Annotated in this window: 21 protein-coding genes; 15 read left to right on the top strand and 6 right to left on the bottom strand. The window is 72.1% G+C overall.

All coding sequences use genetic code 11. The annotated features are described in order from the left end of the window. The first annotated feature begins 126 nt into the window (after positions 1–126). The 6 genes from HD597_RS66380 (at position 127) to HD597_RS59450 (ending at position 4,838) form a co-directional block, all read left to right on the top strand. Complete coding sequence (locus tag HD597_RS66380; RefSeq protein ID WP_253757816.1) at positions 127–1,356, top strand: sensor histidine kinase; 1,230 nt, start codon at positions 127–129, stop codon at positions 1,354–1,356. Between the two features lie 40 nt (positions 1,357–1,396). After that, positions 1,397–2,107: a response regulator gene (locus HD597_RS59430; protein WP_276083297.1), complete on the top strand. Its 711-nt coding sequence runs from the start codon at positions 1,397–1,399 to the stop codon at positions 2,105–2,107. 43 nt (positions 2,108–2,150) lie between these two features. After that, complete coding sequence (locus HD597_RS59435) at positions 2,151–2,675, top strand: PadR family transcriptional regulator (protein WP_253757818.1); 525 nt, start codon at positions 2,151–2,153, stop codon at positions 2,673–2,675. A gap of 2 nt (positions 2,676–2,677) precedes the next feature. Then, positions 2,678–3,400, top strand: a complete 723-nt coding sequence (locus HD597_RS59440; protein WP_253757820.1) for a siderophore-interacting protein — start codon at positions 2,678–2,680, stop codon at positions 3,398–3,400. 83 nt (positions 3,401–3,483) lie between these two features. Continuing rightward, the gene (map, locus tag HD597_RS59445; protein WP_253757822.1) at positions 3,484–4,251 is read left to right on the top strand and encodes a type I methionyl aminopeptidase; all 768 of its coding nucleotides are present in this window, start codon (positions 3,484–3,486) and stop codon (positions 4,249–4,251) included. A gap of 323 nt (positions 4,252–4,574) precedes the next feature. Then, positions 4,575–4,838 (top strand): hypothetical protein, encoded by a 264-nt coding sequence (locus HD597_RS59450; protein ID WP_253757824.1) that lies wholly within the window; start codon positions 4,575–4,577, stop codon positions 4,836–4,838. Between the two features lie 117 nt (positions 4,839–4,955). Here HD597_RS59450 and HD597_RS59455 read toward each other — a convergent pair whose 3' ends face one another. Then, positions 4,956–5,882 carry an adenosine deaminase gene (locus tag HD597_RS59455; protein WP_253757826.1) on the bottom strand — a complete coding sequence of 309 codons (927 nt, stop codon included), beginning with the start codon at positions 5,880–5,882 and terminating at the stop codon, positions 4,956–4,958. An 87-nt stretch (positions 5,883–5,969) separates the two neighbouring features. Here HD597_RS59455 and HD597_RS59460 point away from each other — a divergent pair, with 87 nt between their 5' ends. Next, positions 5,970–7,223 (top strand): PucR family transcriptional regulator, encoded by a 1,254-nt coding sequence (locus tag HD597_RS59460; protein ID WP_253757828.1) that lies wholly within the window; start codon positions 5,970–5,972, stop codon positions 7,221–7,223. On the opposite strand, the gene HD597_RS59465 is transcribed toward HD597_RS59460, so the two are convergent. Further along, positions 7,188–8,372 carry an amidohydrolase family protein gene (locus tag HD597_RS59465; protein ID WP_253757830.1) on the bottom strand — a complete coding sequence of 395 codons (1,185 nt, stop codon included), beginning with the start codon at positions 8,370–8,372 and terminating at the stop codon, positions 7,188–7,190. The two genes, HD597_RS59460 and HD597_RS59465, sit on opposite strands and share 36 nt — an antisense overlap. A gap of 218 nt (positions 8,373–8,590) precedes the next feature. Between HD597_RS59465 and HD597_RS59470 the strand changes: the two genes are divergently transcribed. From HD597_RS59470 to HD597_RS59490, 5 genes are read left to right on the top strand one after another with little or no spacing between them, the layout of a single operon-like run. After that, positions 8,591–9,646 carry an ABC transporter substrate-binding protein gene (locus HD597_RS59470; RefSeq protein WP_253757832.1) on the top strand — a complete coding sequence of 352 codons (1,056 nt, stop codon included), beginning with the start codon at positions 8,591–8,593 and terminating at the stop codon, positions 9,644–9,646. After that, positions 9,643–10,395, top strand: coding sequence for an ABC transporter ATP-binding protein (locus HD597_RS59475; protein ID WP_253757834.1), 753 nt, complete (start codon positions 9,643–9,645; stop codon positions 10,393–10,395). The genes HD597_RS59470 and HD597_RS59475 overlap by 4 nt, the downstream gene beginning before the upstream one ends. Beyond that, on the top strand, positions 10,392–11,141 hold the full coding sequence (locus HD597_RS59480; protein WP_253757836.1) for an ABC transporter permease: 750 nt from the start codon (positions 10,392–10,394) through the stop codon (positions 11,139–11,141). The genes HD597_RS59475 and HD597_RS59480 overlap by 4 nt, the downstream gene beginning before the upstream one ends. Then, a complete protein-coding gene (locus HD597_RS59485; RefSeq protein ID WP_253757838.1) occupies positions 11,138–11,917 on the top strand; it encodes an ABC transporter permease in 780 nt (259 codons plus the stop codon). The genes HD597_RS59480 and HD597_RS59485 overlap by 4 nt, the downstream gene beginning before the upstream one ends. Before the next feature lie 39 nt (positions 11,918–11,956). Next, the gene (locus HD597_RS59490; RefSeq protein ID WP_253757840.1) at positions 11,957–12,889 is read left to right on the top strand and encodes a YobF C-terminal domain-containing protein; all 933 of its coding nucleotides are present in this window, start codon (positions 11,957–11,959) and stop codon (positions 12,887–12,889) included. Positions 12,890–13,068: 179 nt separating this feature from the next. Here HD597_RS59490 and HD597_RS59495 read toward each other — a convergent pair whose 3' ends face one another. From HD597_RS59495 to HD597_RS59505, 3 genes are all read right to left on the bottom strand, one after another. Beyond that, on the bottom strand, positions 13,069–13,893 hold the full coding sequence (locus HD597_RS59495; protein WP_253757842.1) for a CAP domain-containing protein: 825 nt from the start codon (positions 13,891–13,893) through the stop codon (positions 13,069–13,071). Between the two features lie 196 nt (positions 13,894–14,089). Next, on the bottom strand, positions 14,090–15,634 hold the full coding sequence (gene dacB, locus HD597_RS59500) for a D-alanyl-D-alanine carboxypeptidase/D-alanyl-D-alanine endopeptidase (RefSeq protein WP_253757844.1): 1,545 nt from the start codon (positions 15,632–15,634) through the stop codon (positions 14,090–14,092). A 91-nt stretch (positions 15,635–15,725) separates the two neighbouring features. Beyond that, on the bottom strand, positions 15,726–16,274 hold the full coding sequence (locus tag HD597_RS59505) for an FHA domain-containing protein (RefSeq protein ID WP_253757846.1): 549 nt from the start codon (positions 16,272–16,274) through the stop codon (positions 15,726–15,728). An 89-nt stretch (positions 16,275–16,363) separates the two neighbouring features. On the opposite strand from HD597_RS59505, the gene HD597_RS59510 reads away from it, so the two are divergent. Genes HD597_RS59510 through HD597_RS65545 form a run of 3 tightly spaced genes read left to right on the top strand, consistent with a single transcriptional unit; the run spans position 16,364 to position 20,129 of the window. Then, on the top strand, positions 16,364–16,873 hold the full coding sequence (locus HD597_RS59510) for a PadR family transcriptional regulator (protein WP_253757848.1): 510 nt from the start codon (positions 16,364–16,366) through the stop codon (positions 16,871–16,873). Then, the gene (locus tag HD597_RS59515) at positions 16,870–17,550 is read left to right on the top strand and encodes an ABC transporter ATP-binding protein (RefSeq protein ID WP_253757850.1); all 681 of its coding nucleotides are present in this window, start codon (positions 16,870–16,872) and stop codon (positions 17,548–17,550) included. Before HD597_RS59510 ends, HD597_RS59515 begins: the two co-directional genes overlap by 4 nt. Next, the gene (locus HD597_RS65545) at positions 17,547–20,129 is read left to right on the top strand and encodes an FtsX-like permease family protein (protein WP_276083298.1); all 2,583 of its coding nucleotides are present in this window, start codon (positions 17,547–17,549) and stop codon (positions 20,127–20,129) included. Before HD597_RS59515 ends, HD597_RS65545 begins: the two co-directional genes overlap by 4 nt. Here the strand turns inward: HD597_RS65545 and HD597_RS59525 are convergent. After that, positions 20,089–21,450 (bottom strand): MFS transporter, encoded by a 1,362-nt coding sequence (locus HD597_RS59525; RefSeq protein ID WP_253757852.1) that lies wholly within the window; start codon positions 21,448–21,450, stop codon positions 20,089–20,091. The two genes, HD597_RS65545 and HD597_RS59525, sit on opposite strands and share 41 nt — an antisense overlap. Between the last annotated feature and the right edge of the window lie 13 nt (positions 21,451–21,463).

The following is a 21,463-nucleotide window of genomic DNA, read 5'->3' on the forward strand; positions in this document are numbered from 1 at the left end:
ACTGTCCGACGCTAGGCGTGGCCCCGCGTGTGCACATCGAGCCCGGGATAGAGCCGGCCATGACGGAAGTCATGGTGCCTGAAGGAGGATGCCGGGCGGGGCTTCGGCCACGTATGGTCCGAAGATGTGAAATTTCGTGACACGGGGCAGCCGCGGGTCCTCACCGTGACGTTCTGGGCCGTGTACGCCGTGATGCTGGCCGGCGGCGCGGTCTCCGTGCGCGGGCTGCCCGGGACGGCGCTGTTCGCCCTCACGATGGTGCTGGTGGCGGGGCTCTGGCTGGTCATGCCGGCCGGCCGGGACGCCGGCGCCGCGCGCAAGCTGGCAGCCCCCGGACTGCTCGTGGTGGTCCCGTTCGCCGGTGAGTTCGTCGGCGGGCTGCACTCGGCGATGCTGCTCATCGCCATGGTGCACGTGGCCTTCCTGTACGGCATGCGCGTGGCCGTCCGCGTGGTCTGCGCCTACGTCGCCGCCATGGGCGCGGTGATCGCCGTGCTGTCCGGCGGCGACTGGGGCGTCATGGCCGAGCAGATCGTGCTGCTGGTGCTGTTCGCGGTGTTCTCGCTGGCCATGGCCGCCGCGCTGATCGAGGCCCGCACCCAGCGGGAGGCGGCCCAGCGGCTCATCGAGCGCATCAGGGAGCTGGCGGTGGCCGAGGAACGCGCCCGGATGGCCAGGGACATGCACGACTCCATCGGGCACCAGCTCACCCTGATCAAGATGAGCCTGGAGAACGCGGAGCGGTTCAGGCTGCGGCGGCCCGAGGCGGTCTGGGAGGAGGTGGGGCAGGCCAAGGAGGTGACCGCGCAGGCGCTGGCCGAGTCGCGCCGCTGGGCGCGGGCCCTGCGTCCCCTCGCGCTGGACGGGCACGTGGGCAGCGGCGCGCTGGAGCGGCTGGCCCGCTCGTTCGACGGCACCGGAGTCGAGGTCGGGTTCCAGGTGGAGGGGGCCGAGCGGCGCATCGACCCGGACGCCGAGCTGGTCCTCTACCGGGTGTTGCAGGAAGGGCTCACGAACGTGCTGCGCCACGCGGGGGCCCGGCGGGTGCGGGCGCGGCTGGCGTACGGGGAGGACCGGGTGGCGCTGACGATCGGCGACGACGGGCGGGGGACGTCGCACACCGCGGACAAGGCGGGCGCGGCGGGGGCGACGGCGGACGCGACGGCTGCGGAGGCCCGGGCGGACGCGGCGGACGCGACGGTGGAGGCGGGGGCGGAGGCCCGGGCGGACGTGGCGGGGTTCGGGTTGTCGTCGCTGGCCGAGCGCGTGCGCGGCCTCGGCGGGGCCTTCCGCGCGGGCGACGCGGACGGCGGCGGGTTCGAGCTGCACGCCGAGGTGCCGGTGATGCGCCGGTGATGCGCCGGTGATGCGCCGGTGATGCGACGGTGATGCGACGATGACGGCGGACGTGAGCCGGGGCGGCGTCGTGCCGCCGGGCGGCGGAGGAGGGCCGGATCGCGTCATCAGGGTGCTGATCGTGGACGACCAGGACCTGATGCGCGCGGCGCTGCGCAAGCTGCTGGAGGTCGAGGACGGCATCGCGGTCGCGGGGGAGGCGGCCGACGGCAGGCAGGCGCTGGAGGCCGTGCCGCGCTGCGAGCCGGACGTCGTCCTGGTGGACGCCAGGATGCCGCGGATGGACGGCGTCGAGCTGGTCGCCGCGCTCGCGGCGGCGCATCCCGGGCTGGCGGCGCTGGTGCTGAGCACGTTCGAGGAGGACGAGTACGTCTTCGGCGCCCTGCGCGCCGGCGCCCGCGGCTACCTGCTGAAGGACTGCTCCCCGGAGGAGCTGGTGGCGGGCATCAGGAAGGCGCATGAGGGGGAGACCGTGCTCGACGGCCCGGTGGCGGCGCGCCTGGTGGCGGAGCTGCGGCTGCGCCCCGCGCCGGGGACGGGCGGCTTCGGGGGGCAGGCCGCGCTGTCGGGCAGGGAGCTCGACGTGGCGCGGATGATCGCGGTCGGCGCGACGAACAAGGAGATCGCGGCCCGGCTGTTCATCACCGAGGGCACGGTGAAGAACCACGTCTCCAGCATGCTGCGCAAGCTCGGCCTGCGCGACCGCACGCAGCTCGCCCTGCACCTGCGCGACCGGCACGAGACGCGATAGTACGTCTTTACGGCGATATATCGTTCGATATAGCATTCGACACATGATGAACGCGCGCCGCAACCCGGGAGGGGGCGGGACGGGCCCCACGGGCCGCTTCTTCGGGCCAGGAGAGCTGCGCCTGGCCATCCTCGCCCTGATCGCCGAGCAGCCCGGCCATGGCTACGACGTCATGAGCCGCCTCTCCGGCCGCTTCAACGGCACCTACGAGCCGAGCGCCGGCTCGATCTACCCGACCCTGCAACTGCTGGAGGACGAGGGCCTCGTCCGGGTCGAGCCGGCGGACGGCCGCAAGGTGCACCATCTCACCGCCGAGGGCCGCCGGGTCGTCGAGGAGGAGGCCGGGCGGATCGAGCGGCTGTGGGCCAGGGCGGCCAGCAGGGGTGAGTGGGGGATGTTCCGCGAGCCCGAGGCCGCCGAGATCGTCGGCCCCGCGTTGCGCCTGGTCAAGGCCGCCGTGAAGACGCTGGCCCACGCCCACGGCGACCCCCGGGTGGTCGAGCGCATCCAGGAGATCTTCGTCGACGCCCGCCACCGGATCGAGCAGCTCGACCCCCGAAGGAGATAGTTGTGCGACAGACCCTCGCCCGCAGGCTGCTCGACCGGATGTTCCTCACCGGTGAGGTGGTGGAGGCCGAGCAGGTCACGGCCCGCATGCGGCGCGTCAGGATCGGCGGTGAGAGCCTGAGCGGCCTGCGGTGGACGCCGGGCCAGCACGTCCGGCTGCTGGTCGGTGAGGGCGGCCCGCTCGGCGGCGTCCTGCGTACGTACTCGATCTGGCGGTACGACCCCGACTGGGAGGCCCTCGACGTGATCGGGTTCGACCACGGCGGAGATTCGCCCGGCGCGTCGTGGATCAGGGACGTGCGGGCCGGCCAGGAGATCTCCTTCACCCGCCCCGAGGGGAGCTTCGTGGTGCGGGAGGAGGCGCCCTACCACCTGTTCGCGGGCGAGGAGACGGCGTCGGTGGCGTTCGGGGCGATGCTCCGGGCCCTTCCCGAAGGGGCGGGCGTGTACGGCGCGGTGGAGGCCGGCTCGCCGGACGACCACCTCGACCTGCCCGGCGGTCTGGTGCGGGTGTGCCGGGGCGGCGCGTCCGCGGCGGGGTCCGACGTGCTGGTGAACGCGGTCAGGGAGCTGGAGCTGCCCGACGGGCCCGGGGTGGCCTATCTGGCGGGGGAGGCGCGGACGATCCAGGCCGTGCGCGCCCATCTGGTCGGCGAGCGCGGCTGGCAGCGCAGGGACGTGCGGACGAAGCCGTTCTGGACCCCCGGCAGGAGAGGGATGGACTGAGCCGGGTAGAAGACCCCTCCGTAGTCTTTCGCGGCCATGATCCGTGATAATAATACCGGTATAGTTATCGGCAAGGAGGGGTCGTGATCGAGTACAAGTCGGCCGGTGAGATCGCCGCGATGCGGGAGTCCGGCAAGGTCGTCGCCGCCGTGCACGCCGCCGTGCGGGAGCAGGCCGCCATCGGGGTGTCGCTCAAGGAGCTGGACGAGGTGGCCAGGACGGTCATCGCGGAGGCCAGGGCGAAGGCGTCGTTCCTCGGCTACCACCCGTCGTTCGGGGCCATGCCGTATCCCGGCGTGATCTGCACCTCGGTCAACGGGGTCATGCTGCACGGGCTGCCGTCGCCGTACCGGCTGCGTGACGGTGACCTGATCAGCGTCGACTGCGCGGCGTACATCGACGGGTGGCACGCCGACGGCACGGTCAGCTTCACCGTCGGCGAGTCCCGTGCGGAGGACCTCAAGCTGATCCGGGTCGCGGAGGAGACGCTGGCGGCGGGCATCGAGGCGGCCCTGCCCGGCGGCCGGATGGGCGACATCGGGCACGCGATGTCCACCGTAGGGCGCGGCGCCGGCTACGGCATGCAGAACGACTTCGGCGGCCACGGCATCGGCCGGGCCATGCACGAGGAGCCGTTCGTGCCCAACGAGGCCCGCGCCGGACGCGGGCTGCGGCTGCGGCCCGGGCTGGTGATCGCGATCGAGCCCAGCCTGATGGCCGGTGGCGGCGACCGGTACTACATGTCCTCCGACGGGTGGTCGGTGTGCTCGGGCGACGGCAGCAGGAGCGTGCACGTGGAGCACACGGTGGCCATCACCGAGGACGGCCCGGTCATCCTGACCTTGCCGTAGGTGCCCGGTAGAGCCCCCGTTCGAAAGTTTGCACTAATGGTCCGAAATGCGTGGCCATGATGTCCTACCTTCCCATGATGTGCGCCAGTCAGACGTCGCATGGGAGCGTGATCCAGGGTCATGGGCCGGTAAGGGAGAAGGCGGGCGCTTACCGCCTGGGAGTGCAGAATCGTCAAGTAGGACGATCTTCATCCACCATTCGGTCATGCGTGTATTTCAGCAGGTCAAGAGCAAAATGGCAGCGTTTGTCGAAGTTGGGGCGGGGGCAGACCTTCCTCCGATAGCTACGGAGAGTAGTCGAGGGTTATCAAGGGAGAATCGAAATGTACAAGCAGGGGCTGATTTTGGCCGGGCTCGTCGGAGGGCTGCTCATGTCCGGCGGCGCCGCGCTCGCCAACGACGAGGTCGAGGCCAACGCCACCCACTCCAGCGCACGTAACCTCGAGGTCTGCGCCATCGGCGATGCCATCTTCGCGCAGGGTGACGTTGACAAGGGCACGGAGGGCGTTCTCGTCCTTGAGGTCGGCGACGTTCTCAGCCAGATCCTCGGCATCAAGAAGGAAGAGAACAACTGCACGATCGGCTGAAGCCAGGTTTTCGGCGACCGAGTAGTGTAGCTAAGGGGCTCACCTGCAAGGTGGGCCCCTTTGCCGTGCCCTTTCGCCGTGCCTATGCCGTGCCCGCCGCCGTGCCCGCCGCCGTGCTCACGCTCCGTTGACGAACGCCGCCTCGAACGAGTGGCGCGCGATCCGGTCGAGCTGGTCGTCCGTCATCCCCAGCTCGCGCCGCAGCGCCTCGTAGTTGTCGTCCACGTAACCGCCGAAGTAGGCGGGGTCGTCGGAGTTGACGGTCACGACCAGGCCCTCGTCCAGCATCGCCGGCAGGATGTGGTCCCGCAGGGACGGCACCGCGCGCAGCCGCACGTTCGACAGCGGGCACACGGTCAGCGGGATCCGCTCGGCCCGAAGCCGCGCCACGAGCTGCGGATCCTCCATCGCCCTGATGCCGTGGTCAACCCGCTCGACGCGCAGGATGTCCAGCGCCTCCCACACGTAGTCGGGCCCGCCCTCCTCGCCCGCGTGCGCCACCCGGTGCAGCCCCTCGGCGGCGGCCATCTCGAAGACCCGCCGGAACAACGACGGCGGATAGCCCACCTCCGCCGAGTCCAGGCCCACCCCGATGAACCGCTCCCGGTACGGCAGCGCCGCCCGCAGCACCTGCTCGGCCTCCTCGGCGCCCCGGTCCCGGAGGAAGCACAGGATCAGCGCCGCCGACAGCTCGCTCTCCTTCAGCGCCGCCGACAGCCCGTCGAACACGACCTGCAACGGGACGCCCCTGCTCAGATGCGCCTGCGGGTCGAAGAAGATCTCCGCGTGCCGGACCCCCTGCCCGGCGGCCCGCCGCAGGTAGGCGGTGGCCAGGTCGTAGAAGTCCGCCTCGGTGCGCAGGACGGCCATGTTCTCGTAGTACACGTCCAGGAACGACTGCAGGTTCGCGAAGGAGTACCGCGCGCGGATGGCCTCCACATCGAAGGTGGGCAGGTCGATCCGGTTCCGCCGGGCCAGCTCGACGACGAGCTCGGGCTCCAGGGTGCCCTCGATGTGCAGGTGGAGTTCCGCTTTGGGACGCATGCATGAAGTAAACCGGACCCCGGAGAGTGGAGGCTTCGTGCGAACCTCTGAACTCTCATGCTCTGAGCTGGCATAACATCAGATTTCATGAGGCTGTCGGATCTGCTCGCCCGCGAGGACCTACGGCTGACGCTGGTGACGGGCGCCGAGGCCACCGATCGGGAGGTGCTGCGGGCGTACCCGACGGACCTGCCCGACCCCCGCCGCTACCTGCGCTCCGGCGACCTCGTGCTGACCAGCGGCGTCTGGTACACCCGGCCGTCCGACTGCGAGCGCTTCGCCGACGCGTTGTGGGCGGCGGGCGTGGCCGGTCTCGTGGTCGGCCTGATCGTGCTCGGCGAGCTGCCGGAGGAGCTGGTCGAGGCGTGCGCGCGCAGGCGGCTGCCGCTGCTGCTGGCCGCGCCCGACCAGGCGTTCGGCGCGATCAGCGAGGTGGTGACCGCCGAGGGCTTCGCCACCGAGCAGCGCAGGGCCGAGCGGGTCAGGGCGCAGACGCTGCTCGACGTGCTCGGCCAGATCCCGCCCGGCGAGGTGTCGGCGCACCTGCGGCTGCTCGGCGCCGATCCCGGCCTGCCGACCACCGCCATGGCGGTCGCCCAGACCGGCGGGCCCGAGCTCGATCTGCCCGAGCTGCTGCACGAGGGCCTGGCGCGCAAGGGCCGCCACCTGATCGTGGGCGGCACGCCGGGCGAGGCGACCGTGCTGGTCAACGGCCGCGCCTCGCGCAAGAGCCTGGCCGACGAGCTGCGCGCGCTGATCGCGGGGCAGCGGGCGGCGGACGCCTCGGGAGCCGCGGGACGGCCGGGGCCGAGCGGCGCCGGCAGGCAGGGTGCGGGAGCGGGCGCAGCCGGCAGGCAGGATGCGGGCGGCGCCGGTAGGCAGGGTGTGAGCATCGCGGCCGGGATCAGCGAGATGACGGCCAGCGTGTCGCAGCTCGGCGAGGCCCTGGAGACGGCCAGGCGCGGCATGGAGTCGGCGCGCGGCGGCCCCGGGCCCGTGTCGATCATGTCGGTGGCCGACATCGACAGCTTCGACCTGCTGCTGGCCTCGCTCCCGTCGAGCATGCGCCGCTCCTTCCGCGACCACCTGCTCGGCCCCGTCGCGGAGTACGACGCGCGGCACGGCTCCGAGCTGCTGCGCACGCTCGACACGTTCCTGGAGACGTGCGGATCCTGGCAGCGCACGGCCGACGAGTTGTACGTGCACGTCAACACGCTGCGTTACCGGATGCAGCGGATCGAGGAGCTGACCGGGCGGCGGATGTCGTCGATGCGCGACCGTACGGACCTCTACCTGGCGCTGAGGTCAGGGCAGGCGGCCCGCGACGACCCGGCCACGTGAGACGACGGCCACGATGTTCTCGGTGGCCAGGTCCTCGATGCGCTCCCACGGCCGGCCGCGCAGCACGACCAGGTCGGCGCCCAGCCCGGGCGCGAGACGGCCCACGGGCACGCCGATCGAGTCGGCCGCGTCGGACGTGGCCGCGCGCAGCGCCGACTCGGCGTCCATGCCGAGGATCCGCGTCATGTGCACGACCTCGGCGAGCTGGTCGCCGAACTGCACGTGGTGGCCGTTGGCGTCGGTGCCCAGCACGAACCGCACGCCCAGCGCCGCGGCCTGGGCCAGCAGCACGTCGCGGGTGGCGACCAGCTCGGCGGCCTTGGCCATCGCCTCGGCCGTGACGGGGACGCGGCCCTGCGCGATGGCCTCGTTGATCAGCAGGGTCGGCGCGACGGGCGTGCGGCGGGCGGCCAGCGTCTCGGCCAGGTCCCGGCTCATCAGCGTGCCGTGCTCGATGGAGTCGACCCCCTCCTCGACGGCCACGCGGATGCCGTCCTCGGAGTGCGCGTGCGAGGCGACGAGCATGCCGAGCGCGTGCGCCTCGTCCACGACCGCCCTGATCTCGTCGCGGGTGTAGTTGCGCCAGACGTTCTTGTCGCCGATGGACAGCACGCCGCCGCTGGTCGTGAGCTTGATGCCGTCCATGCCGGCCCTGGCCCAGGTGCGTACGAGCTTGCGGCACTCGTCGGGCCCGTCGGCCGTCGGCTTCCTGATCGGGAACGCGGGCGGCACGAACAGGTCGTTGTGCCCGGCCGTCATCCCCACCACGCCGTGCACCTGGATGCGCGGCCCCGGCAGCACCCCCGCGTCGAAGACCCGGCGCAGCGCGATCTGCGCCTCGTCGCCGGCCAGGTCGCGCAGCGTCGTGACGCCGTGCCGCATGGCCCGCTGGGCGTGCGCGGCGCCGTGCAGCACCTGCTCGTCGCGGGTGGTGGTCAGCGGCCAGGTCGCGAAGTCCGGGGGCTGACCGGCGCCGGCGTGGCCGACGAGGTGCACGTGCGTGTCCACCAGGCCGGGCAGCACGCAAAGATCGGCGTGCCGTGCCGCCGCCACCGGGGTGACGCCGGTGATCCGGTCGGGCTCCCAGGTCAGATCGACCGGGCCGCGGAATTCGGTACCGTCCCAAAGGGGGATTGCGTCGAGTCTCATCTCGGGCTCGACGCTACCGGAGCCCCTGGGCGGCTGGAGGGATCTACGGTCCTCGCGCGGCGCTCTCGTAGGGACCTACAGGGGCCGCCAGCGGTTTTCCCGGCTTCCCGATGCACGGCGGTTCCCCGGGCCGTGATGTCCGAAACCATCGTCACACGACGGTAATAATCGAGGGATACCTTCCTGACCTGCATGTTCACGGCCGTTCAAGGAGAATTATGGCTACCCTCGACCGTCGCGCGTTCCTGCGGACATCCGGCCTGGCAGGGCTGGCGCTCGGTCTGGCCGCTTGCGGGGGCAACGGCACGACCGACTCCTCGTCCGGCGGTGGCGGCGGCGGATTCGGGGCGGTCAAGCTGCAGCTCTCCTGGAAGAAGAACGTCGAGTTCGCCGGCGAGTACTTCGCCGACACCAACGGCCACTTCAAGGCCGCCGGGTTCTCGCAGGTCGAGCTGCTGTCCGGCGGAGGCTCCGGCACCTCGGTCGAGTCGGGCCTGGCCACCGGGCGCTGCTGGGCGGGGCTGTCGGCGCCGACCATCACCGCGCCCGCCGTGCTCCAGGGCGCGCCCCTGAAGATCGTCGGGGCCACGTTCCAGAAGAACCCGTTCGCCGTCATCTCCCTGAGCAAGAACCCGATCGAGCGGGCCGAGGACCTGGCCGGCAAGAGGATCGGCGTCCAGGACTCCAACGAGCTGGTCTGGAACGCGCTGCTCAAGGCCAACGGCATCGACGCCGCCAAGGTGACCAGGGTGCCGTTCCAGTCGGACCCGTCGATGCTCACCTCCGGCCAGCTCGACGGGTACGTGGGCTTCGTCACCAGCGGCCCGGTCAACCTGCGGATGAAGGGGCACGACCCGGCGTACCTGCTGCTCGCCGACGCCGGCCTGCCGCTGGTCGCCGAGACGTTCACGGTCACGCAGGAGACCATCGACAACGAGCGCGACAAGCTCAAGGCGTTCCTGACCGCCGAGATCAAGGGCTGGAAGGACGCCGTCGCCGACCCGGCCAAGGCCGCCGAGCTGGCCGCCACCGTCTACGGCAAGGACCAGAACCTCGACGTCAAGGAGCAGACGGAGGAGGCCAAGATGCAGAACGAGCTCGTCGTCACCGACGACGCCAAGGCCAACGGCCTGTTCACGATGACGCCCGAGCTGATCGAGCAGAACATCTCCTCGCTGTCCAAGGCCGGCCTGAACATCAAGGCCGAGCAGCTCTTCGACCTGTCGATCCTGAACGAGATCTACCAGGCCGACCCGAGCCTGAAGCTCGCATGAGCGGGATCGCCGTCTCCGGCCTGAGCAAGACGTTCGGCAAGGGCCTGACCGCCGTCGAGAACGTGGACCTGAGCACCCCGAAGGGCTCGTTCCTGTCGCTGCTCGGCCCGTCCGGCTGCGGCAAGTCCACGGTGCTGCGCATCCTGGCCGGCCTGGAGGAGCCCACGACGGGCGAGATCCTGGTCAACGGCGAGACGCCGCAGGAGCTGCGCAGGAGCCACCACCTCGGCATCGCCTTCCAGGACTCGGCCCTGCTCGCCTGGCGCAGCGTCGCGGCCAACATCCGGCTGCCGCTGGAGGTGGCCGGCATCAAGCCGGAGCCCGGCGTGATCGAGGACCTGATCAAGCTGGTCGGCCTGGAGGGCTTCGAGAAGGCCCGCCCGGCCGAGCTGTCCGGCGGCATGCGCCAGCGCGTCTCGATCGCCCGCGCCCTGGTGGTCAGGCCCAGCGTGCTGCTGCTCGACGAGCCGTTCGGCGCCCTGGACGACATGACCCGCCAGCGGCTCAACCTGGAGCTGCTGCGCATCTGGACGGAGAAGCCCGCCACCACCCTCATGGTCACCCACGGCATCGGCGAGGCCATCTTCCTGTCGGACCTGGTGGCCGTGATGAGCCCCCGCCCCGGCCGGGTGGTGGAGCTGGTGGAGATCGGCCTGCCCCGCCCGCGCACGCCGGAGATGATGCGCACGCCCGAGTTCCACGCCCTGCACGACCACCTCAGCGACCTGCTGTTCGGGCACGGCTCATGAGACGGTTGCAGGGGCTGATCGGGGTCGTCGCGCTCGTCGCGATCTGGTGGCTGCTGGCGGTGACGGTGTTCGCCGACGGCGGCGCGGTGCCCACCCCGGTCGCGGTGCTGCGGTCGATGGGCTCCGACGGCATGGCCTTCTACGGCCCCAACGCCTCGGCCACGCTGTCCGCCGCCGTCCAGGGCTTCCTGTGGGGCAACGGCCTGGCCATCGGCGTGGCGCTGCTGGTGCTGCTCGTGCCCCGGCTCGAAGCGGTCGCCACGCAGCTCGCGGTGATCAGCTACTGCATCCCGCTGCTGGCCATCGGGCCGATCGTGCTGGTCGTCTTCGGCGGCGAGGCGACCGTGGTGTTCCTGGCGGCCATCTCGGTCTTCTTCACCACGCTCATCGGCGCCCTGCTCGGGCTGCGCTCCGCCGACCGGGTCAGCCTCGACCTCGTCACCGTGTACGGCGGCGGCCGCCTGGCCAGGCTCCGCTACGTGCAGGTCGTCTCAGCCCTGCCGGGCACGTTCGCCGGCCTGAAGATCTCGGCCCCGTCGGCGCTGCTCGGCGCCATCATCGGCGAGTACCTCGGCAGCAACGATCAGGGGCTCGGCGTGTCCCTGATGATCTCCCAGCAGCAGTTCCAGGTGCCGCGCACCTGGGGGCTCGCGCTGGTGTCCGGCCTGATCGCGGGCCTCGGGTACGCGCTCGTCGCGCTCGTCGCCCGCGTGGTCACGCCCTGGTCGAGAGGGGAAGCCCAATGATCGGCCGTACCGTGCTGCGGATCGTGGGGCCGCTGGCGCCCTCCGTCGTCATCGTCGTGGCCGCGTGGTGGCTGGCGCTGGAGGCGTTCGGGATCAGCCCGCTCGTCGGCAAGCGCCCGCCGCAGGTCTGGGAGTACCTGGCGTCCTCGCAGGCGCACCGGGAGGCAGTGTTCGGCGCGCTCGGGATCACGATCAGGGACGCGGCCATCGGATTCGTCGCGGGCATGGCCGCCGCGATCGCCGTCGCCGTCGCCTTCGTGCTGATGCGGACCGTCGAGCAGACGTTCATGCCGGTCGCCATGCTGCTGCGCTCGGTGCCGCTCGTGGTGATGACCCCGCTGATCACGCTGGTCTTCGGCCGCGAGCTCGCCGGCGTGGCCGTGATCGGCGGCATCGTGGTGTTCTTCCCCGCGCTGGTGAACATCGCCTTCGGCCTGCGCTCCGCCTCGCCGCAGGCCACCGACCTGATCATGGCGTACGGCGGCACCCGCCTGACCGTCCTGCGCAAGGTGGCGGTGCCCACGGCGATGCCCTCGGTGTTCGCCTCGGCCAGGATCTCCGTGCCGGCCTCCATCATCGGGGCGCTGATCGCCGAGTGGCTGGCCACCGGCGAGGGCATCGGAGCCGAGATCCTGCGGGCGATCGGCGGGTTCCGCTACGACGAGGTGTGGGCGCACATCGTGGTCGTCACGGGGGTGTCGATCCTGGCGTACGCGGTCGTCGGCGTCGTCGAGTCGCTCGTCCTGGTCCGCTTCTCGGACCGGCGGCCCCACTGAGTTGCGCCTGACACCGTGTCAGGCGCTTGGCTGGGCACCATGCTGCCCTACACCGGATCAGGACCCTACTGTTACGCCAACTCGCTGGCCATGATGCTCGGCCCGGCCTCGCCCCCGGCGGGGGCGATCGAGACGCTGACGGGCTCGCCGTTCGGGATGCACCTCGCCGGCGGCACCCAGCCGTTCTTCGACCCCTACGGCTGGGACCCCGAGCTCGGGCTCGACGCCGCCGTCTCGCTGCTCGGCTGGAGGTGCGAGCGCAGCCACGGGGGCACGGAGGAGGAGGCGCTGGAGCGGCTGAGGGCCGCGTGCCCGGCTCTGGTGGGGCCGGTGGACATGGGGCTGCTGCCGTACACGCCGGGCGGGGCCGGCGACCACTACGTGGTGGTGCTGGCCGTGGAGGGCGACACCGTCGTGCTGCACGACCCGCACGGGCATCCCTTCGCCACGCTGCCCGCCGCCGGCTTCCTGGCCGCCTGGCGGGCCGAGGCGGTGGAGTACCTCGACACGTCGTACGTCATGCGCGCCGGCTTCGTGCGGGTGCGCGACATCTCCGTCGAGCGGGCGTTGCGCGATTCGCTGCCCGCCGCCGCCCGGTGGCTGGAGGGGCGGGACGACCTGCCGGTGCCGCCCGGCACCCTGGGCGGGGAGAAGGCGGCGCTGCGGCTGGCCGAGCAGGTGGACGCCGGGCTCGGTGGGGCGGCGCGCGGGATGCTGGTGCACTTCGGGGTGCGGGTGGGCGCCCGGCGGCTGGCCGACGCGGCGACCTGGCTGGCGCACCTGGGGCTGGCGGAGCCGGCGGCGATCGCCTGGGAACAGGCGCGGGTGCTCGGCGGGCTGCAACTTCCGCTGGTCACGGGCGACGACGCGGCCGTGGCGGCGGGGCTGCGGCGGCTCGCACCTGGATACGGCGAGCTGCGATCCGCACTCGGTCAGCCCGGACCTGGACGTGGCCCTGGAGGCGCTGGTTAGCGCGGACCCGGACGTGGTCCTGGAGGCGCCGGGTAGTGCGGACCCGGCCGCGGTCCTGTGTGCGGGGGGAGGCGCGGCCGGGTCCGCCCGGAGGGGAGCGCATGGGCGTGCGGTGGGAACCGGCTCGGGGTGGGGCCGGTGAAAGCCCGACGCTCCCTTGGTCGGGGGAGTGATGCTCGCTAACGGGAGGCGAAGTCCTGTGTCCAGGTGGGGCCCTTGGCGTTGTGCCCGACCCCGATGTGGGTGAACGCGCAGTTCAGCATGTTGGCCCGGTGCCCGGGGCTGTCGAGCCAGGCCTTGACCACGGCGGCGGCGGTGGGCTGGCCCTTGGCGATGTTCTCGCCGGCCGAGCGGAAGGCGAAGCCGGTGGCCTGGATCCGCCGGCCGAACGTGCGGCCGTCGCGCGAGGTGTGCGAGAAGTAGCCGTTGCGCGCCATGTCCGCCGAGTGGCGCTCGGCGGCGAGGTGCAGCTTGGCGTCGTGGACGAGGGGGCGGCAGCCGTTCTGCGCCCTGGCGCGGTTGGTGAGGGTGACGACCGCCGTCTCGGGCGCGGAGGCGAAGCCACCGCCGGCGGCCGGGCGCCCGCACGACAGCTTCACCGAGCGCGACTGCCCGGTGCGCCCCTGCGAGTCGAGCGCGACCGCGTAGTAGCGGCGCGGGGTGCTGCCGCAGCTCGCCTTGGCGGTGATCCGGCCGTTGCCGACGATCTGGGAGCCGCTCTTGACGACCCGGTCGGGGCCGGCCGCGGCGACCTTGATGCGGACCCTCAGCCGGGCCTGGTCGGCGCAGCCGGACCGGACGGCCGTCGCGCGCACCGTGCCCCGCACGACGGACGGCGTGAGCGCGAGCACCCGGCACGCCTGCTGGGCGGTGGCCTCTTGAGCGGTGGCCTGCTGGGCGGTCGCCTGCTGGTGGGAGGTCTGCTGGGCGGAGGCGGCGGGCGCGGGGAGGCTCAGTGCCGTCAGACATCCGACACAGGCCACCGCCTGGAGCTCTCTACGCATACCATCCTCCGATGAGGGGTTCGACTGTGCGTCGAACCCGCATTCTGGTCCCCCCAAGTCGGCTATGTACGGAAATTAGCGCCCTTACTTGGAGCTCCAAGTGGCTGAATCGTGATCTCACCCATTCTGATCTCGGTAAACCACAGCGGCCCCCTGAGCGTCAGGGGGCCGCGAGATTCTTTCCGTCAGAGGGTGGCTAGCATGGCGCGGGCTTGAGCCACGAGCACTCCAGGTCTCCCGTCGCGCCCGCGGTCGCGGTGCGGAGCCCGGCGGCGTCCCCCGCGGCGGCCGACCGCGAGAACTGCGCGAGCCGTACGGCGATCTTGTCCTCGATGTCCTTCGGCGAGCCCGACAGGTACTGGTTGAGCATGATCGAGAAGATCAGCGGCTCGCCGTCGGCGCTCGTGACGTAGCCGGACAGCGAGGTGACGCCGGTGAGCGAGCCGGTCTTGGCGTGCACGTTGTTCTCGGCGGGCGTGCCGCGCATCCGGCTGCGCAGGGTGCCGCCGGTGAACCGGTCCGGGTTGCCCGCGATGGGCAGGGACTCGTACCAGGTGGAGAACCACGGCTTGGCGCGTACGGCCGACAGGAGCTGCACGATCGAGCCCGGCGAGAAGCCGTCGCGGCGCGACAGGCCGGAGCCGTCCCGCATGTTGATCACCGTTACGCCGTTCGCCCTGGCGAAGTCGGTGCTGACCTTGAGTCCGGCCGACCAGGTGCCCTGGTCCGACACCTTGCGGCCCATGGCCTTGGTGAGGATCTCGGCGTGGATGTTGTTGCTCAGCTTCATGAACGGCACGAGCAGCTCGCCCAGCGTCATCGACTCGTGCCGGGCCAGCTCCTTGGCCCCCGAGGGCGCCGCGCCGGAGGTGGTCGGCCCGAGCACCTTGACGCCGTGCCTGGCCAGCGACTTGCGGAACAGCGAGGAGACGTAGGCCGTGGGGTCGTCCACCGCCACCCACTCCTGGTACGGGTCCGCGACCGTGCCGGTGATCACCACCGTGCGCGTGCCGTGCTGCCGCTCGATGAGCACGTCCGTCTCGGCGCCCACCGTGGCCCGGTTGACGATCTTCAGATAGTCGGTCTCGGGCGTGGTGGAGACCTTGACCTCGTCCCCGTCGGCCGCCACGGACACGATCACCGAGCCGGCGTCGTAGTCCCTGTCGGGCGAGGCCGTCAGCGCCGAGATCGGCGCCGCGTAGTACGCGGTCTCGTCGTCCCAGGCCCAGTCGTTGCCGAGCCGCTGGGAGTCGAACCAGGTGTCGTCGGCCACCAGCTTGCCGGTGACGACCTTGACGCCCGCCTCGGCGACCTCGGCCGCCAGCGCGTCGTAGTCCTCGGCCAGCATGGTCGGGTCGCCGGTGCCGCGCAGCACCAGGTCGCCGGTCAGCAGGGAGCCCGCCTTGCGGCCGGTGCTCAGCACGGTGGTGGGGAAGCGGTAGTCCAGGCCGAGCGTCTCCGCCGCGGCGGCCGAGGTGAACAGCTTGGTGTTGGAGGCCGGGATGAGGAGCTTGCCGGCGTCGGTGGCGTACAGCTCCTCGCCGGTCCGGGCGCTCTTGACCACGACGCCCGCCCTGGCGATCGTGAGCCGCGAGTCGCTGAGGATCTGGTTGATGTCCTGGGTCAGGTCCGCCGCGCCCACGGAGGGGTCGAGCGCGACGGCGGGAGTGGACGGTCCGGACGCCCACGCGAGGGCCGCGACGAGCGCGCCCGCGACGAGGGAGGCTGAGGTGCGCCGCATGGGGTCTCCAAGTCGACTGGGGGATCGCATGAGAGCATGGATCAGCGCAGTCGACCTGTAATCCGCAAATATCCGTATTTGTGGGGGTCCGTTAGGTGGGCTGCTGCGACGTCACCATGAACCCGCAGTCGCCGAACGAGACCTCGTCGCCCGACTTCACCCGGGCGGGGCCCACCAGCCGCCACCCGTTGAGCCGGGTGCCGTTCAGCGAGCCGAGATCGACCAGCATCCACCCGCCGTCGCCCTCGCGGCGCAGCTCGGCGTGGACGCGGGAGACCGTCAGGTCGGACAGTACGAGGTCGCAGGCCGATCCGCGGCCCACCACGTAACGCAGGCGCTCGTCGTCGGGCAGCGCGAGCCGGGGCAGCCGGGGCCGCCGCCAGGCGGACTGCAGCCTGGTGGTGAACTCCGAGACCGAGGAGACGGCGTCGGTCAGCCGCTGCCGGAGCGTGGGCCTGCGCGGCAGATCCGCGACGAGCTCGTCGAGCTCGCCCCTGTTGCGCGCCCGCAACGCCTGGTCGACCCGGCCCACGAAGGTGTCGTGCGAGATGCGGCCCTCCACGGCGCGTTCCCTGAGCTCGTCGATCGCACGGTCACGTTCCCCATCTGAGGCGCGAAAGGGCGGATGCGTGGAGCTCATAGAGCGAGTATCGGCCTCAACTCCGGCTCGTGTCCAGAATACGCGGATCAGGTTGCCCTAGGCATACTCAGTATGCATACTCAGTATCCATGTCGATCAGGCACGGGCTGCTGGCGTTGCTGAGCAGCGGACCGCGGTACGGCTATCAGCTACGGGTGGAGTTCGAGGCGTCCACAGGGGCGACCTGGCCGCTGAACATCGGCCAGGTCTACACGACGCTCTCCCGTCTGGAGCGCGACGGGCTCGTCGCGCCCGGCGGCGCCGACGAGCAGGGCCGCGCGGTCTACACGATCACCGAGGCCGGTCGGGATGACCTGGTGCGATGGTTCAGCACCCCTGTCGCCCAGACCGACCGGCCTCGGGACGAGCTCGCGATCAAGATCGCGATGGCCGTGGCGGGCGGCGTGGACGTCGCCGAGGTCATCCACACGCAGCGCGCCGCCACCATGCGCGCGCTGCAGGAGCTCACGAGGGCCAAGCGGGCCGCCGCCGGCGGTCTCGCGCAGCGGCTGGTCCTGGATTCGTTGATCTTCAAGGCCGAGGCGGAGCAGCGCTGGCTGGACCACTGCGAGGCCGTTTCCAAGGAGAAGAACCGATGAGTGTGGTGGAGCTGCGGGACGTCACCCGCGAGCACGGGCAGGTGCACGCGCTGAAGGGGGTGAGCCTGGAGGTCTCGGCGGGTGAGCTGGTCGCGGTCATGGGCCCGTCGGGCTCGGGCAAGTCCACGCTGCTCAACCTGGCGGGCGGCCTCGACCGGCCCACCTCGGGCGTGGTGACGATCGAGGGCGAGGACCTGTCCCGGGTCAAGGACCTGGCAGCGCTCAGGCGCGGCCACGTCGGGTACGTCTTCCAGGACCTGAACCTGATCCCGTCCCTGACCGCCGCCGAGAACGTGATGCTGCCCAGGGAGCTCGACGGCGTGCGCGCCGGGCGGGCCCGCGCCGAGGCGCTGGCCGTGCTGGCGGAGGTGGGCGTCGAGGAGATCGCCGGCCGCTTCCCCGAGGAGCTGTCCGGCGGGCAGCGCCAGCGCGTCGCCATCGCCAGGGCGCTGGTCGGCGAGCGGCGGCTGCTGCTGGCCGACGAGCCGACCGGCGCGCTCGACACGGCGACGGGCGACGAGATCCTGGAGCTGCTGCGCGCCCGCTGCGACGCCGGCGCGGCCGTGCTGCTCGTCACCCACGAGCCGCGCTACGCCGCCTGGGCCGACCGGGTGACCTACCTGCGCGACGGGCTCGTCGCCGAGTCGAGCGCCGTGCGGCTGGAGAGCGCCAGATGAGCGCCTTCCGCGCCGCTCTGCGCATCTCCCGCAGGGACGCCCTGCGCGCCAAGGGCCGCACCGCCCTGGTCATCATCATGATCGGGCTGCCCGTCCTGGCCATCACGGCGCTGCTGACGCTGTCGGAGACCACGGACCTGACGGTGCGCGAGGAGCTGCCGTCCCGGCTGGGCTCGGTGGCCGACGCCGCCGTCCACGCCCACATGACCACGCTGCCCATCCAGCAGGACCCGGCAGGCCGGTTCGGCAACCAGGACCCGAACAAGCCCGGCCCGCCGGCTCGATGGACGGCCGCCGAGGTGAGCCGCCTGATCGGCGGCAGGGTGATCCCGTTCTACGACTACACCACCGACGCCCGGCTCCCGGACGGCTTCGACAGGGTGGACCTGCTGGAGCTCGACCTGCGCGAGCCGCTCAGCACCGGCATGAGGACGCTGGCCGAGGGCAGGCTCCCGGCCTCGCCGGAGGAGATCGCGGTCACGCCCGCGCTGCTCGACCGCGGCGTGACCGTCGGCGGCACGCTGCCGCTCACCAAGCGCGGCCAGCCGAAGCGGGTGGTCGGCGTCGTCGAGGACCCGACCCGGCCGGGCGTCATGGAAGTGGTCGGCCTGTACGGCTCGGTGCTGGCGAAGAAGAGCGACCCGCAGGGCGAGGGCTGGCTCGCCGACACTCCGGCGCCGGTCACCTGGGAGAAGGTGCGCGAGCTGAACCAGCTGGGGCTGCGCGTGGCCTCCCGCGCGGTGGCCGAGAGCCCGCGCTCCGAGGAGCACCGCTACGTTCCCGGCTCGGACGACGAGCTGCTCTGGCTCGCCATCGCCGTGCTCCTCGTCGTCACCGAGACGGTCCTGCTGGCCGGCCCCGCGTTCGCGGTGGGGCTGCGCCGGCGCAGGCGGGAGCTGGCCACGATCGCCGCGCAGGGCGGCTCCGCCGGGCACCTGCGCACGATCGTGCTGGCCGACGGGCTCGTGCTGGGTGGCGTGGCGGCCCTGCTCGGCGTCGCGCTGGGCATCGGGGCGGGGGCGGTGGCGGAGTCGATCGCGGCCCGGGCGCTGGACTGGCGCAGCGGCCCGGTCGACGTGCCGTGGGCGCCGGTGCTCGGCGTCGCCGCGCTCGGCCTGCTCAGCGCGCTGGTCGCGGCCCTGGCCCCGGCGATCCGGGCGGCCCGGCAGAGCCCGGCCCGGGTGCTCGCGGGCCGCCCGGACGAGGTGCGCGACCGCGCGGCCCGCCCGTTGCTCGGCCTCGTGCTGCTGGTGATCGGGGCGGGCGCGGCGATCTACCTCGCGCCCGGGAGTGAGCTGGCCGTGGTGACGGCGTCCACGGTGGCCCTGTTCGGACTCATCGCGCTGATGCCCTGGCTGGTCCGCCGCACGGGGTCGCTGGCCGCGCGCCTGCCGCTGCCTGCGCGCCTGTCGGTCCGTGACGCCACCCGTCATCGGGCCCGCACCGTCTCGGCGGTGGCCGCCGTGATGGCCGCCACGATGGGCGCGGTCACCGTCGGTCTGGCCTACACCAGCACGTACACCGCGGAGAAGCAGATGAACCGGCTCGAAGCCCCCGAAGGCACCTTGACCATGAGCGCGTCCGGGGTCGACGAGGCGACCTGGGGCAAGCTGCGCGCCGTCGTCCAGGAGCGGGTGCCGGGCGCGGACCCCGTGCCCGCGCTGGAGGGCGTGGACGGTGACGGGCGGAGCATGGCGGCCCTGCTCCAGCTCGTGCGCGAGGACTGCCCCGGCTCCTGCGAGCAGTACGGCGTGGCCTATTTCGACGTCCCGGTCGGCGACGCCCGGCTGCTCGCCCTGCTCCAGGGGCGGAAGGACCCTCAGGCGGCGGCGGCCCTCGCGGCCGGCAAGATCGTGGTCTTCGACCCCCGGCTGGTCAGCGACGGCGCCGTGAGCGTGACGCTGATGAGCAGGGCCGAGGAGGAGGAGAGCTCCCGCAGGAGGACGACCATCCGGGTGCCCGCCGTGGTGGCGAGGGGTGCCCAGGCCGAGCAGGGCGGCGCCGTGGTGCCCGCCTCGGTGCTGACGGCGGCCGGTTTCAGGACGGTCGAGCGGCGGATCTACGTCGCGGCCGCCTCGACCGCCGCGCACCTCCGCGATCAGAAGGAGGTGCAGCGCCTCGGCCTGGACCTGCAATCGATGGCCGGCAACGTGTTCGTCACGCTGGCCGAGGACCACACCGGCCAGAAGCTCACGATCCTGCTGACGGCGGCGCTGGGCGCGGCGGTGCTCCTGGTGCTCGGCGGCACGTTCGCCGCGACGGGGCTCGCCGTGGCCGACATGCGCCGCGACCTCGACACCCTGTCGGCCGTGGGCGGCCGGCCGCTGACCCGCCGGCTGGTGGTGGCGGCGCAGGCCGGCTACATCGCCGGGCTGGGCGCCGTGATCGGGCTGGTCGCGGGCGCGGTCACCGGGAGCGCCCTGTCGCGGTCCATGGCCTCGATGTGGCGCGGCGACAGCCCGGTCGTCGTGCCGTGGGCGTTCCTGGCCGCGCTCGTCCTCGGCCTGCCACTGCTGGCCGCGCTGCTGTCGGGCCTGTTCACCCGGACGAGGATGGAGCTGGCGCGACGGGTGGCGTGAGCCGGTACTTCAGCGTGATCAGCGCCGAGGCGAAGATGATCAGCGCGGGGATCGCGGTCTGACCGATCAGGACCGCGGTCACCGCGCTGTCCGGCTGCCGCACGGGCGTGCTCGGGTCGGACTCGATGAAGCCGCCGATCGTCAGGATGATGCCGAAGATCAGCGCGCCGAACGAGCTGAACCCGCTCTCGATGGCCGTCCACAGGCCGGTCAGCACCCCGGCCCGCCGCTTGCCCGTCGTGGCCGCGTCCGCCGCGATCACGTCCGCGAGCATGGAGAACTGCATGAGCTGCAGCCCGGCGTACCCGACGCCGACCACCAGGATCGTCAGGTGCGCCCACAGCGGGCCGAACAGCGGCGTGGCCATGGCGGCCGTCGTGCCGCCGCCGAACAGCAGCACGGCCAGGATCATCGCGCCGCGCTTGTCGAAGCGCCTGGCCACCCGCACCCACAGGGGCATCGTCAGCAGGATCGGGCCGACCAGCACGGCGAAGAGCGTCTGCGTGGCCGCGGCCGAGCCCAGCGTGTACGTGGCGAAGTAGGGCGCGGCGGCCAGCATCATGCTGACGGCCAGCATCTGCACGCAGGCCAGCACCGTCAGCCACAGGAACGCCGGGTTGCCCTTGATCGCGGCGAACTGCTCGCGCCACCCGCCGCGGTCCGGCTCCGGGGCGCCGGTCATGGGGGCGCGGGCGGTGCCGAAGAACGAGCCGAGCATGGCGAGGAGCAGGATGCCCGCGATCGTGACCGCCATCAGCCGGTAGCTGCCCAGCGTGCCATCCCCGCCCTCGCTCGTGGCCAGGACCGGCGCCAGGATGCCGCTGATGGCGGTGGCCGCCCCGATGAACACCATCCGCCACTGCAGCAGCGACGTGCGCTCGTGGTAGTCGTTGGTCATCTCGCCGGGCATGGCCTTGTACGGCACCTCGAACAGGGCGTACGCCGTCGCCGCGGCCAGGAAGCAGGCTCCCACGTACAGCGCCGCGGGCACCCCGGTCAGCGGCGGCCCGGCGAACACGAGGAAGAACGTGATCGGCAAGGTGCACGCCCCTGCCAGCAGCCACGGGCGGCGCGGCCCCCAGCGCGAGACCGTCCGGTCGGACCAGCGCCCCACCAGCGGGTTGACGAACAGGTCCCAGACCTTGGGCGCGGTGACCACGACCCCGGCCAGCCACGCGGGCACGGCCAGGAAGTTCGTCATGTAGAACAGCAGCAGCAGCCCGGGCACGCCGTTGAAGGTGGCCGTGCAGAACGAGCCGACCCCATAGCCGAGGCGCACGCCCTTCGGGACGGTGGTCGCGCCCACCGCCGGTGTGATCATCCCCTCATTACAA

The organism is Nonomuraea thailandensis (assembly GCF_024172165.1).
GTDB lineage: Bacteria > Actinomycetota > Actinomycetes > Streptosporangiales > Streptosporangiaceae > Nonomuraea > Nonomuraea thailandensis.

Excerpts from the sequence above, each read along its gene's own strand:
- HD597_RS59430 (WP_276083297.1), top strand. The coding sequence starts at position 1,397 with ATGACGGCGGACGTGAGCCGGGGCGGCGTCGTGCCGCCGGGCGGCGGA.
- HD597_RS59435 (WP_253757818.1), top strand. The coding sequence starts at position 2,151 with ATGATGAACGCGCGCCGCAACCCGGGAGGGGGCGGGACGGGCCCCACG.
- HD597_RS59450 (WP_253757824.1), top strand. The coding sequence starts at position 4,575 with ATGTACAAGCAGGGGCTGATTTTGGCCGGGCTCGTCGGAGGGCTGCTC.
- HD597_RS59455 (WP_253757826.1), bottom strand. The coding sequence starts at position 5,882 with ATGCGTCCCAAAGCGGAACTCCACCTGCACATCGAGGGCACCCTGGAG.
- HD597_RS59460 (WP_253757828.1), top strand. The coding sequence starts at position 5,970 with ATGAGGCTGTCGGATCTGCTCGCCCGCGAGGACCTACGGCTGACGCTG.
- HD597_RS59465 (WP_253757830.1), bottom strand. The coding sequence starts at position 8,372 with ATGAGACTCGACGCAATCCCCCTTTGGGACGGTACCGAATTCCGCGGC.
- HD597_RS59470 (WP_253757832.1), top strand. The coding sequence starts at position 8,591 with ATGGCTACCCTCGACCGTCGCGCGTTCCTGCGGACATCCGGCCTGGCA.
- HD597_RS59475 (WP_253757834.1), top strand. The coding sequence starts at position 9,643 with ATGAGCGGGATCGCCGTCTCCGGCCTGAGCAAGACGTTCGGCAAGGGC.
- HD597_RS59480 (WP_253757836.1), top strand. The coding sequence starts at position 10,392 with ATGAGACGGTTGCAGGGGCTGATCGGGGTCGTCGCGCTCGTCGCGATC.
- HD597_RS59485 (WP_253757838.1), top strand. The coding sequence starts at position 11,138 with ATGATCGGCCGTACCGTGCTGCGGATCGTGGGGCCGCTGGCGCCCTCC.
- HD597_RS59490 (WP_253757840.1), top strand. The coding sequence starts at position 11,957 with ATGCTGCCCTACACCGGATCAGGACCCTACTGTTACGCCAACTCGCTG.
- HD597_RS59495 (WP_253757842.1), bottom strand. The coding sequence starts at position 13,893 with ATGCGTAGAGAGCTCCAGGCGGTGGCCTGTGTCGGATGTCTGACGGCA.
- dacB (WP_253757844.1), bottom strand. The coding sequence starts at position 15,634 with ATGCGGCGCACCTCAGCCTCCCTCGTCGCGGGCGCGCTCGTCGCGGCC.
- HD597_RS59505 (WP_253757846.1), bottom strand. The coding sequence starts at position 16,274 with ATGAGCTCCACGCATCCGCCCTTTCGCGCCTCAGATGGGGAACGTGAC.
- HD597_RS59510 (WP_253757848.1), top strand. The coding sequence starts at position 16,364 with ATGTCGATCAGGCACGGGCTGCTGGCGTTGCTGAGCAGCGGACCGCGG.
- HD597_RS59515 (WP_253757850.1), top strand. The coding sequence starts at position 16,870 with ATGAGTGTGGTGGAGCTGCGGGACGTCACCCGCGAGCACGGGCAGGTG.
- HD597_RS65545 (WP_276083298.1), top strand. The coding sequence starts at position 17,547 with ATGAGCGCCTTCCGCGCCGCTCTGCGCATCTCCCGCAGGGACGCCCTG.
- HD597_RS59525 (WP_253757852.1), bottom strand. The coding sequence starts at position 21,450 with ATGATCACACCGGCGGTGGGCGCGACCACCGTCCCGAAGGGCGTGCGC.